Origin of the sequence: Serratia sp. Ser99, assembly GCF_024519545.1 — a bacterium.
GTDB classification, from domain to species: domain Bacteria; phylum Pseudomonadota; class Gammaproteobacteria; order Enterobacterales; family Enterobacteriaceae; genus Serratia; species Serratia liquefaciens.
On the sequence record NZ_JALJRT010000002.1, the window covers coordinates 524,883 to 536,833 of the forward strand.

Annotated in this window: 13 protein-coding genes; 7 read left to right on the forward strand and 6 right to left on the reverse strand. The window is 56.5% G+C overall.

All coding sequences use genetic code 11. From position 1 onward, the window contains the following. Window positions 1-7 precede the first annotated feature (7 nt). The 7 genes from NR114_RS06475 (at window position 8) to add (ending at window position 5,086) form a co-directional block, all read left to right on the forward strand. Window positions 8-322 (forward strand): PTS sugar transporter subunit IIB, encoded by a 315-nt coding sequence (locus NR114_RS06475; RefSeq protein WP_256824824.1) that lies wholly within the window; start codon window positions 8-10, stop codon window positions 320-322. Beyond that, a complete protein-coding gene (locus tag NR114_RS06480) occupies window positions 315-1,682 on the forward strand; it encodes a PTS sugar transporter subunit IIC (protein WP_129982929.1) in 1,368 nt (455 codons plus the stop codon). Before NR114_RS06475 ends, NR114_RS06480 begins: the two co-directional genes overlap by 8 nt. Continuing rightward, on the forward strand, window positions 1,669-2,511 hold the full coding sequence (locus NR114_RS06485; RefSeq protein ID WP_048760913.1) for a class II fructose-bisphosphate aldolase: 843 nt from the start codon (window positions 1,669-1,671) through the stop codon (window positions 2,509-2,511). Before NR114_RS06480 ends, NR114_RS06485 begins: the two co-directional genes overlap by 14 nt. A gap of 95 nt (window positions 2,512-2,606) precedes the next feature. After that, window positions 2,607-2,873: a hypothetical protein gene (locus NR114_RS06490; protein WP_256813775.1), complete on the forward strand. Its 267-nt coding sequence runs from the start codon at window positions 2,607-2,609 to the stop codon at window positions 2,871-2,873. Between the two features lie 9 nt (window positions 2,874-2,882). After that, on the forward strand, window positions 2,883-3,320 hold the full coding sequence (locus NR114_RS06495) for a PTS sugar transporter subunit IIA (RefSeq protein WP_041415363.1): 438 nt from the start codon (window positions 2,883-2,885) through the stop codon (window positions 3,318-3,320). Continuing rightward, window positions 3,317-3,910, forward strand: a complete 594-nt coding sequence (locus NR114_RS06500) for an AAA family ATPase (protein ID WP_256813776.1) — start codon at window positions 3,317-3,319, stop codon at window positions 3,908-3,910. The genes NR114_RS06495 and NR114_RS06500 overlap by 4 nt, the downstream gene beginning before the upstream one ends. A gap of 177 nt (window positions 3,911-4,087) precedes the next feature. Next, window positions 4,088-5,086 (forward strand): adenosine deaminase, encoded by a 999-nt coding sequence (gene add / locus NR114_RS06505; RefSeq protein WP_234530122.1) that lies wholly within the window; start codon window positions 4,088-4,090, stop codon window positions 5,084-5,086. Between the two features lie 37 nt (window positions 5,087-5,123). On the opposite strand, the gene NR114_RS06510 is transcribed toward add, so the two are convergent. The 6 genes from NR114_RS06510 to NR114_RS06535 all read right to left on the reverse strand — a co-directional run bounded on the left by NR114_RS06510 (window position 5,124) and on the right by NR114_RS06535 (window position 11,919). Next, complete coding sequence (locus NR114_RS06510) at window positions 5,124-6,128, reverse strand: bile acid:sodium symporter family protein (RefSeq protein WP_046373668.1); 1,005 nt, start codon at window positions 6,126-6,128, stop codon at window positions 5,124-5,126. Window positions 6,129-6,194: 66 nt separating this feature from the next. Next, window positions 6,195-7,235, reverse strand: a complete 1,041-nt coding sequence (locus NR114_RS06515; RefSeq protein WP_020826723.1) for an oxidoreductase — start codon at window positions 7,233-7,235, stop codon at window positions 6,195-6,197. 81 nt (window positions 7,236-7,316) lie between these two features. Then, on the reverse strand, window positions 7,317-8,234 hold the full coding sequence (gene araC, locus NR114_RS06520) for an arabinose operon transcriptional regulator AraC (protein ID WP_020826722.1): 918 nt from the start codon (window positions 8,232-8,234) through the stop codon (window positions 7,317-7,319). Window positions 8,235-8,338: 104 nt separating this feature from the next. Beyond that, complete coding sequence (araH, locus tag NR114_RS06525) at window positions 8,339-9,322, reverse strand: L-arabinose ABC transporter permease AraH (RefSeq protein ID WP_020826721.1); 984 nt, start codon at window positions 9,320-9,322, stop codon at window positions 8,339-8,341. A 17-nt stretch (window positions 9,323-9,339) separates the two neighbouring features. Continuing rightward, a complete protein-coding gene (araG, locus tag NR114_RS06530; protein WP_234530120.1) occupies window positions 9,340-10,875 on the reverse strand; it encodes an L-arabinose ABC transporter ATP-binding protein AraG in 1,536 nt (511 codons plus the stop codon). A gap of 60 nt (window positions 10,876-10,935) precedes the next feature. Continuing rightward, entirely contained in the window at window positions 10,936-11,919 is a 984-nt protein-coding gene (locus NR114_RS06535; protein ID WP_020826719.1) for an arabinose ABC transporter substrate-binding protein, read from the reverse strand. Window positions 11,920-11,951: the final 32 nt, after the last annotated feature.

Genomic DNA, 11,951 nt, shown 5'->3' on the forward strand with positions numbered 1-11,951 from the left:
GATACCCATGCTTAAAATACTGTGCGTATGTGGCTGTGGCCTCGGCTCCAGCTTTGCCATCGAAATGAGCGCAAGAGCGGTGCTGAAGAAATTAGAGATTGAGGCAGATATTGATCACACTACTATCTCTGAGGCCAGCGCCTTTAAATCAGATATTATTCTTACCCAGAAAACCTTCGCCGATATTTTAAATGCCGACGCCAGCGAAGAGGAAAAGAAGCGGGTCATTATTCTGCATCGGCTTACCGATAAAGTGGAAATTGAGCAAAAGATCGTGGCCTTCCTGAAAGAACGTGACATGAAGAAAACCCGCCATGAATAGCCTGATTGACTTTATCGTCAAAGATCTGTTGGGCCAGGCTTCCATTCTGGTCGCTTTTATCGCCATGCTGGGGCTATTGCTGCAGAAGAAATCCATCGGCAAAGTGGCCGAAGGCACCTTCAAAACCCTGCTGGGTTTCCTGATCATGATGGCGGGCATCAACATTATTGTCGGTGCCTTAACCTATCTGAACAGTATATTCACCCAAGGGTTCGGCATGACCGGTTATATCACCGACGTCGCCGCCATCGCCGGCCTGGCCAACCGCGAGTTGGGTTCAGAAGTGGCGCTGACCCTGATGGTAATTTTCGCGGTGAATATCATCATTGCGCGCATTACTCCGTTCAAATACATCTTCCTGACCGGCCAGGCATTGCTGTGGATGGCCACCATAGGGGCAGTGATCGGCTACAAGGCCGGGCTGACCGGCATGCCGCTGATTCTGACCGGCGGCATATTCGGCGGCGTGATGGCGGTTTTGATGCCTGCGCTGGCCCAGCCGGTGGTGCGCAAAATCACCGGTTCGGACGATGTGGCCTTGGGGCACTTCTGCACCATCGGTTATCTGGTACAGGCTGCCGTCGCCAAGGTAGTCGGTAAGGGCTCCCGCTCTACCGAAGACCTGGAGCTGCCCGATAACTTCAAGTTCCTGCAGGACACCTACCTGTCGATGGCGGTGGTGATGATCCCGATGTATCTGATCCCGGCGCTGGCTGCCGGTCCGCAGTATATCGTCCAGTATGCCGGCGGCATGAACTACCTGATGTATTCCTTTATGCAGGCCATCCAGTTTGTCGCCGGCGTATTTATCCTCTATAGCGGCGTACGCCTGCTGCTCAATGAGCTGGTACCCGCCTTCCGCGGTATCGCCCTGCGCGTCGTGCCGGATGCCAAACCGGCGCTGGATTGTCCGGTGCTGTTCCCTTACGCCCCTAACGCGGTGATCGTCGGCTTCCTCGCCACCACCCTTGGCTCAATCATCGGCATGATCGTTTTCCCAATGTTCGGTCTGGCGATGATCCTGCCCGGTCTGCTGACCAACTTCTTCGCCGGCGGCACCGCAGGCATCTTCGGTAATGCGCTGGGTGGCCGTCGCGGCGCCATGATTGGCGGGGTTGTTCATGGCCTGTTTATCACCTTCCTGCCGGCCATTCTGGTACCGATGCTGGAAAGTTACGGCTTTGTCGGGGTGACCTTCAGCGACTCCGACGTCATCAGCAGTGGGCTGGTGATGGGACATGCTTTCCAGGGCAACTGGCTGTTCATCGCCCTGTTCATCGCCTTTGTCACGCTGATTGCGTGGTTTGTTAACGGTAAATCAACCAAGCACCATGAGGAAAAAGTCCATGAAACTCTATAATTTCAACGAGCTGTTGTCAGTGGCCAAAGCCCGAGATTTCAAGGCGATAGGTTCATTCAATCTCCACTGTCTGGAAATGTTACCGGCCTTTTTCAAAGCGGCCAAAAGTATGCACAGCCCGTTGATGATCCAGATTTCGACCGGTACTGCCGAATATTTGGGTTACAGGCTGCTGGTTGATTCGGTGCGTTCTCTGGCCCAAAGCGAGGATGTTCCCACCTGCCTGCATTTGGATCACTGCTCTGACATTGCCTCCATCGAGACGGCGATTGACGCAGGCTTCAGTTCGGTAATGTATGACGGTTCGCACCTGGAAATGGATGAGAACATCGCCAATACCCGTCGAGTGATCGACATTGCTCGCCAACATAACGTGTCGGTAGAAGCCGAATTGGGTGCCATCGGCGGCTCCGAAGACGGTAAGGCGGTGGCGGAAGAGGATATCTGCTTTACCACGGTGGAAGATGCCAAACGCTTTGTCGATGAAACCGGGGTCGATATGCTGGCGGTCTCGGTAGGCACCGTCCACGGGCTCTATACCGGCAAGGCGCATATCCAGCACCAGCGTCTGGCGGAAATCACCGCCGCCACAGGTACCCCGCTGGTGCTGCATGGCGGTACCGGCGTCAGCGATGAAGATATGCGGCTCGCGGTAGCCGGTGGCATCGAGAAGGTGAACGTGGGCACCGAGATGAACGTGCAATGGGTAGACCGATGCAAACAAACCTTTGAAAAGGGCAAGGTCAATGACAGCGTGCGCAAATTCCTGATCCCCGCCAACAATGCCGTTACCCAGGTATTAACGGAAAAGATCGGCCTGTTTAAATAATCACTGCCCTATTTTCTTTTTTATAAAACCCACAACCCTGGTGCCCCGGCGCCCGTCGGGGCTGGAAAGTTCACGCTTAATTTGTGGAGAAGGTCATGTTTAATTTTATGAAAAGTACGCGAAACAAAGAACTTGATCACGGCCTACAGAATGCCGAAGCCAATGAAATATCAGCCGAAATTAGTGTATTAGAACAGCAGTTGGCCACAGCGCCGGCGGATAGCGAAATTCATAAGGCTTTAATGCTGGCTTATAATCGCGCATTAAAGATTTATGCCAAAAATAAAAGCTATCGCCAGCAGATCGATGGAATTTTTATTAAAATGGATGAGCTGCGCAATATTATCAGGAAGTCTCTGTGAGGGAATATGATGACGATTAAACAACTGCTGATAGAAGCCGGTGCGATACAGGTCGGCGTGCAGGAAACCGACTGGAAGAAGGTGATTGAGCTGGCAGCCCGGCCCCTGGTCGAAAACGGTTATATTCACGCATCCTATTATCAGGCGGTGATCAGCAATACGCTGGCCCATGGGGCTTATTACGTATTCGACGAAGGCATTGCCATTCCCCATGCGCGCCCAGAATGCGGCGTGATCAAAAACTGTTTCAGCATGGTGCTGCTGGAGCAGCCGATCGCCTTCGAAGACAGTGAAGAGGCCGACATCGTGATCCTGTTCGGGGCGACCGACAGTAACAGCCACATTGAGGAAGGCATCCGCGCGATTGTGGATTTGCTGGATAACAAGCCGCGGCTCGAGCGGTTACGCGCCGCAAAACTCTGGCAAGAGGTGGTGGAAATATTATGACTTCGACAGATAGCGACGGTAAAACCGTTATTTTGGTCAATGGCGTTCCGGCTTCCGGTAAAAGCACCGTTGCCCGCGCGCTGGCGCACCATTTTGATCTGCCTTATCTCTCCCTCGACGGTATCAAAGAACCTTTTATGGCACACCTGGATAACATAAACCGCGAACTGAACCGTCAGTTGGGTTATGCCGCGTACCAGGCTATCTGGTCAATGGTGGCGCAGGCGCCCCTGCGCTGCATCTATGTCATCGACGCCTGGTTTGGCTTTCAGTCCAGAGAACAGCTACGCCAGTACCTGCGCGAGGCGGGCGTGACGCAAGTTTTGGAGGTGTGGAACCAAATATCCGGTGAACTGGCCGCAGAACGCTACGCCGCCCGCACCGGCCAGCGTCCCAAAGGCCACCCCGGCGCGGAGTACTTACCCGAACTGCGGGCGCTGGCCGATCGCGCCATGCCGATGGCCGTGGGCCCGGTGCTGCGTATTGAGCAGGCACAACCGCTGGACATCGACAGGGTTAACCACTGGCTGGCGCAGCACGGCGTCGGCGATAACCAGGAAAAAAACATCGCAAAACTGAGGGTCGGATAGGCTCTGTTACCGACATCAATGCGGGAGTGGCACGCTCCCGCTTTGGCGCATAAATGCAGCAACCAGCAACATTAATGTGATTTTCGTCACTTTTTTATGCAACACGATGGCAATTTTCATCATTTTGTTTTTATACTGATCTGCACTTTACCTACAACAAAATAACGAGTGCACATCATGATTGACCCACGCCTCCCCTTGACCGACATCCACCGTCATCTTGACGGCAATATCCGTGCGCAAACCATTCTTGACCTGGGCCGTCAGTTTAACCTTGCCCTGCCCGCCAACGAACTGGAGGCGCTGCGTCCGCACGTGCAAATCACTCACGCCGAACCGGATCTGGTCAGCTTTCTGCAGAAGCTGGACTGGGGCGTAGCGGTGCTGGGCGATCTGGACGCCTGCCGCCGGGTCGCCTACGAAAACGTCGAGGATGCGGCCAATGCCGGTCTGCACTATGCCGAACTGCGCTTCTCGCCGTATTACATGGCGATGAAACATCAGTTGCCGGTGGCTGGGGTGGTGGAAGCCGTGATTGACGGCGTTCGTTCCGGTTCGCGCGATTTGGGTATCGACGTACGCCTGATCGGCATCATGAGCCGTACCTTCGGCGAAGCGGCCTGTTTACAAGAGTTGGAAGGCCTGCTGGCGCACCGCGACGGTATTACCGCACTGGATCTGGCCGGCGACGAACTCGGCTTCCCTGGCAGCCTGTTCCTCAGCCACTTCAACCGCGCCCGCGACGCTGGCCTGCGCATCACCGTACACGCAGGTGAAGCCGCGGGTCCGGAAAGCATCTGGCAGGCGATCCGCGAACTGGGTGCCGAACGTATTGGCCATGGCGTGAAAGCGATTGAGGATCCGGCACTGATGGACTTCCTGGCCGAACATGGCATCGGTATCGAATCTTGTCTGACGTCCAACATTCAGACCAGCACCGTGCCTTCTCTGGCGCAGCATCCGCTGGCGAAGTTCCTGCGCCACGGCGTTATGGCGTCGATCAATACCGATGACCCGGCCGTACAGGGCATTGAAATTGAAAACGAATACCGCGTGGCGGCACCGCAAGCCGGCCTGACGCCAGCTGAAATCCGCACCGCCCAGGAAAACGGCCTGAAAATGGCGTTCCTCAACGAACAGGAAAAACAGGCGCTGCGCGATAAAGTGCAGGGCTAAGTGAAAATGGGCGCGCCAAGCGCCCTTTTTATTTATTTCATTTCGCGGTCAACGCGCCTGCTTCTGCGCGCTGCTTGGCCGTTTTACGCGCGTAACGCTGCGCCAGTACGGCACACACCATTAACTGCACCTGATGGAAAATCATCAACGGCAGCACCATGGCACCCACCGCCGCCGCCGGGAACAGCACGTTGGCCATCGGGATGCCGTTCGCCAGGCTCTTTTTCGAACCACAGAACACGATGGTGATTTCGTCGGCAGTATTGAACCCCAGCCAGCGCGCGGCATAGGTGTTGATAATCAGCACCACCGTCAGCAACACCAGCGACATCACTAAAATGGTCAACAGCGACCAGCCGTCAATCTTGTGCCAAATCCCTTCCACCACCGCAGCGCTAAAAGCGGTATACACCACCAGCAGAATCGATGAACGGTCAGTGAGATTGATCAGCTTGCGGTGACGATCGACCCATTTGCCGATTAACGGCCGAGCCAAATGCCCAACCACAAAGGGCACCATCAGTTTCAAAATGATCGAACCTATGGCGTGCAACACATCAGTATTACCGCCCTGAGTATGCATCAGCGCCCCGACCAGCAACGGCGAGAGGAAAACACCAAGAATGCTGGATGCCGAAGCACTGCACACCGCGGCCGCCACGTTACCGCCCGCCGCCGAAGTAAAGGCAATCGCCGACTGAACGGTCGCCGGCAGTGCGCACAGGTACAGGAAGCCCAGATAAACCGTCGGTGTCATCAAACCCGGCACCATCAGGTTCATCGCCAGCCCCAGCAGCGGGAACAGCGCAAAGGTGCTGAGAAACACCACCAAATGCAGCTTCCAGTGCCCCATGCCGGCGATAATCGCCTCACGAGACAGCTTGGCACCGTGCATAAAGAACAACAGCGCGATAGCCGCGGTGGTCAGATGATCAAAAAAGGTTGCCCATCTGCCTTCGCAGGGGAAAACCGAAGCGACAATCACCACCAGAATCAATACCAGCAAAAATTTATCAATGCGCAGACGCTGCAACCAGGACATGGGTCAGGATCCCTCGAGGAGTAAGACGGGTTCGGCACGCCGAACCCTGAGAATAAAACGCCGCGGTCAGACTACCGGCAACGCCTTTTGTTGTTTCGCAGATTCAATCCCCAGCTCGATCATTTCCATCACCTGGATGGCGTCAGCAGCCGTGACCGGATTTTCACCCTCACCGTTAATCGCATCGCGGACAGCCGCGTAATAGGCTGGGTAATTGCCTGGAATGCTGAGCAAAGGTTTTTCCGCCAGCACGCCATCACGTGACAATGTCACTACGCCATCACGCATGTCGTAACCCCAGTCGGCCTGCGGCAGACGCTCGCCCGCTTTGAGGCGGTCTTCCTGCGGATCCAGCCCAAACTTGATAAAGCTACCCTGAGTCCCGTGCACGATATAACGTGCGGTTTCCGCCGCGGCCAGCACGGTACCATGCAGAACGACCCGGCGTTTGCCGTAGTTCAATATTGCGTGGAAATAGTCCACCGATTGTGCGCCCGGACGCAGTTCACCCAGATCGACAAACAGCGTTTCCGGTTTGCCGAACAGTTGCAGTGCCTGATCGATCAGATGCGGCCCCAAATCGTACCAGATGCCGCTACCGGCACCGCCCAGCTCGCGCCAGCGCTGACGCACTTCCGGGCGGAAACGATCGAAATGAGACTCGAAATAAACCACCTCACCAAGCGCGCCTTCTTTCAACAATGCCTTGAGCGTCAGAAAATCGCTGTCCCAGCGGCGATTGTGGAACACCGACAGCAGCTTGCCGCTCTGCTGCGCTTGCTGCTCCAGCTGCTGCGCCTGTGACAACGTCACGGTGAAAGGCTTGTCCACCACCACGTGCTTGCCGGCCGCCATTGCCTGCTGCGCCAGAGGGAAATGGGTATCGTTGGGTGTAGGAATGACGATCAGATCGATAGAGGGGTCGTTAAACAGCGCCTGCGGATCGCTGACTACCGTCATCGATGGCCAGTCTGCGTGCACTTTGCCGGCATCGCTGCTGGAAACCGCAGCCAGCTCTACGCCTGGGGTGCCGACAATCAGCGGCGCATGAAAGGTTTTGCTGGCATAGCCGTAACCGACCAGCCCAACCCGAATTTTTTCTGCCATGGTGTTTCCTCTTACTGGCTCGCAATAGACCAGTCAGATTTGACACCATGACGCTGGCGGGAACAAGAAGTAAATGTAATGTTAATTTGTAGCCACAGCATAAGGCGTCTCACGCTGATTCCTGGCCGGATAGTTTATCTCCAGACTACGGCGGCGAAAATCGCTCGGGCTGACCCCGACCCGTTTGCGGAATACGCGGGAAAAATAGAGCTGATCGTCATAACCCACCACCCGGCCGATGGTGGCAATCGACTCCTGAGTGGTCTGCAGCAGCAGCTTGGCGCGGATCACCCGCTGATCTTCGCGCCAGCGCAGAATATTGATACCCACCTGCTCACGGAACAGATGCGCCAGCCGCGAAGGCGACAGGCAGACGTGGCGCGCCACTTCGTCGATGCGCAACTCACCGGCCAGATTACCGGTAATAAACTGGCAGGCCTCTATCACCCGGGGATCCATGATTTTCTGTGGGCTGAGCGGATCTTCTTCCATCGCGCGCAGCAGCAAGCGCTCCAGCAGGTTCATCCCCAACTCTTCGGCGAAACGCCGGCCGGAACGCTGCGTTTGCTCGATATTGGCGAACAGCCGATCGAACTCCAGCAGTAAATTATTATTCGGTAAAGTTAACCGCCCGACCTCATGGGTTTTGCTGTGCCATTCCAGCCAGTCGGCCCAGTAGGCTCGCGGCCGGAAATACACCCAGCGGTGATACCAGCAGTCGCTGTCCGGCGAACGCCCATAGTAATGCGCCGCCTTGGGGGGAAACAGCAGCAGATCGCCAGGATTGCAGTAAAGGGTGTCTTCGCCGTCGAACACCTTGCCCTGGCCCTTGATGGTCAGGTTGAGAATATAGCCCTTCATGCCGCCGGGGCGATCGATAAAGAAATCCAGCGGGCCGTCCGCCATGATGGGCGTTAACCCCGCCACCAGATAGGCGTTAAAGGTGTAACCCGGCAACAGCGGGTTCGGCTGCGGTTCCTGTGCCATACGATGGTACATCTGTCCTCCCGGAACGGCTGATAGAACTATCCTGAACAAGTGTATCGGCCCGGCAGAGAACTGCCTGAGCCGATAACAGAACTGTGAACGCGGTTGCCGATTTTCTAAATCCGACGTTTGGCCTGCTGCTTGTAACGGTCAAAAATCACCGCCGCCAGCAAGATCACGCCGCGCACCACATACTGCGAGAACGGTGAGATGTTCAGCAGGTTCATGGCGTTTTCCACCGTGCCGAGGATCAAGATGCCGGCGATGACATAGGAGATTTTACCGATACCACCTTTCAACGAAACCCCACCCAGTACACAGGCTGAGATCACGATCAGCTCATAGCCGATCGAGGTCATTGGCTGACCGCTGGTCATACGCGAAGCCAGAATGATGCCGGCAGCGGCGGAAACCAGCCCGGACAGCATAAAGATCACAATCTTGGTGCGTACCACCGGCACCCCGGCCAATCTGGCCGCCTCCTCGTTACCGCCAATCGCCAGCGTATTGCGGCCAAAGGTGGTTTTATTGAGCAGGAAGCCGAACAGGATCAGACAGGCTACAGTGATCCAAATGGGCGCAGGCAACCCCAGCCAATTGGCATAACCCAACGTAAAGAAGCGCTCGTCTTCAATGCCTACCGCTTTCCCGTCGGAAATGATGTATGCCAACCCGCGGAATATCTGCATAGTGGCCAGGGTGGTGATCAGCGCGTTGATTTTCAGCCGGGCGATAACAAAACCGTTGATCAACCCGGAGACCATTCCCAGCAGCAAACCGGCGCCCACGCCGATCCACAGGCTTTCGGTCATATTGATCACCACCGCGGTAGTGACCCCGGCGCAGGCGATCACCGACGCGACTGACAGATCAAAGTCGCCGGAGGCCAGACAAAACAGCATGCCGCAGGCCACCATGCCGGACATGGATATCGCCAACCCCAGCCCTTTCATATTGATAAATGAGCCGAAATTAGGCACAAACAGCACGCAGGCGATAAACAGTACCGCGAACACCACCAGCATGCCGTAGCTGTCCCAAATCCGCGCCAGCCCCTGGCCGCTGCGGTTTTTCACAGAATCGGTCGTTATGGTCGACATCTCTTTCTCCTTCACTTTCAGGCCACCGCCGCAGCGGTATCGGGGGCAATCTCGGGGGTGCGCAGCATCGCCAGGCTGAGGGCTTTTTCCTCGCTGGCGTCATCATGGAGTAACTCACCGGACAGGGCCCCTTCCCGCATCACCAGGATACGGTCCGCCAGCCCCAGGACTTCGGGCAGATCGCTGGAAGCAAACAGCACAGCGATGCCGCGCTGCGCCAGTTGGTAAATGACGTTATAAATCTCGTGTTTAGCGCCAACGTCAATGCCGCGTGTCGGTTCATCCAGCAGGATCACCTTCATGTCTTCCGACAGCCAACGCCCCAGAATCGCCTTCTGCTGGTTGCCGCCGGACAGATTCATAATTAGCTGCTCGGCGCTTGGGGTTTTGATATTCAACGCACGTATATGATGCTCGGCGTTGCTGGCCTCCCAACCGTTGTTGATCAGACAACCCGCGCGGACACTGTTCCGCCGCGCGCTGATGTTGATATTGTCGCGAACCGAATGCACCGGGATGATACCGTCCGCCTTGCGGTCTTCCGGACACAGCATGATGCCGGCACGAATAGCGTCTATTGGCGAGCGAATGGCGAGCGCCTGCCCATCCAGCATCAGTTGCCCGGCACTGACCCGCGTGGCGCCAAAGATCCCCTTCATCAGCTCGCTGCGGCCGGCGCCGACCAGGCCGAACAACCCGACGATCTCCCCGGCACGCACGCTCAGATCGATCGGCGTTTTCACTCCAGGCGCTTGCAACCCCTGGAGCGCCAAACGCACCCGCCCCAGTTGACGCGGTTGATAGCCGTAGACGTCACCGAGATCGCGCCCCACCATCGCCTGCACCAACTGGGCATTATCAACCTGACGCATATCGTCAAAGGTGCGCACATAGCGGCCATCTTTGAACACGGTGATGGCGTCGCTGAGGGCAAAAATCTCCTCCATGCGGTGTGAGACATACAGGATCACACGCCCTTCAGCGCGCAATTCGCGGATCACCCGGAACAGCTGTTCGATCTCCCGGGCGGACAGCGAACTGGTGGGCTCGTCAAACGCGATTACCTTGGCGTTGCGCGCCAGCGCTTTGGCGATTTCCACCATTTGCCACTGGCCGATCGACAGGTATTTCAAGGGCGTATCCGGATCGATATCCAGCCCGAGATGCTCCAGTTGAAGCCGGGACTCGTAACGCAGCAGTTTGCGATCCACCAGCCCGCGCCTGGTCGGCAGTTGACCGAGATAAATGTTCTCCGCCACGGTCATTTCCGGCACCAGATGCAGCTCCTGGTAGATGATTGCCACCCCGGCATCCAGCGCGTCGGTAGGGTTGGCGAAGGTGACCGAACGCCCCTGCAGCTGAATTTCTCCCTGAGTAGGTGAATAGTTGCCGCTGAGGATTTTCAGCAGCGTGGATTTCCCGGCGCCGTTTTCCCCCATCAGCGCGTGGATCTGCCCGGCCTGACAGCTGAAACTGATGTCATCCAGCGCCTTCACCCCTGGGAAAGTTTTACCTATGCCTTTAAACGCCAGATACGGCAGCGCGGTAGTCATAGTGTTTTCCTCCTGCAGTTAAAAATGCCGCCCGACAGCATGCTGTGGGCGGCGCGGTAATTACATCAGGCCTTTCTTCTGCAGTTCGGTTTTAAAGTTGTCGCGCGTGATCAGCACCACGTCGGTCACTTCGGTGAATTTTTGCGGTTCTACCCCTTTTTCGACCCAGTCATGCAACATCTGGATGCTCTTGTAACCGTGAATGTCCGGGCTAGGCAGCAGCGAACCGTAGAAGCCGGTGGCCTGCGCCTTGGACAGCTCACTGACCGCATCCACCCCGTTGATCCCGATGCCAATCACGTTCGGCGCCTTAAACCCCTGGCCTTCGGTAGCGCGCACGCCGCCGAGCACGGTGTTGTCGTTCATGCCGACAATCAGCCAGTTTTTCACTTCAGGATGCTGCACCAGCATTGAGTTGGCGGCGTCGAACGCTCCTGGGATATCGTTGGATTTGGTCGGTACCCGGTAAATCTGCTTTTCCGGGAAACCGGCGGCTTTCAACGCGGCAATAGAACCGCCGGTGCGGCGACGGGCCGTGTCCAGTTCATCGGCGGTAATGGCCATCACCGCGGTATCCGGCAGCTTCCAGCCGCGCTTGTTCAGCTCTTTCCACAGCTCTTCCCCCTGGCGTTCGCCGATTTTGGTGGCGGCCATCATCACCAGCGGCACGCTGTCCATAGGCTTGCCTTTGGCGGTAACGAACTGGTCGTCCACCGCGATCACTTTCAGATTGTAACTGCGCGCCTTGGCGACGATCGCCGAGCCCAATTTCGGATCCGGCGTGCAGATGACAAACCCTTTGGCCCCGCTGGCCGCCAGGCTGTCGATGGCGTTCAGGGTCTTCTCGCCGTCCGGCACCGCGATTTTAATCACCTCAAAACCGAGATCCTTACCGGCCTTATCAGCAAATTTCCATTCGGTCTGGAACCAGGGTTCTTCCGGCTGCTTGACCAAAAAACCCAGCTTCATGGTCTCGGCGATAGCCGAATGTGACATAACGGCCGCCAGCCCCAATGTCGCCAGCGCCTTAGTGAATTTATGCATGATGCTCTCCGCTATTTTGTTCTCTGTGGCGA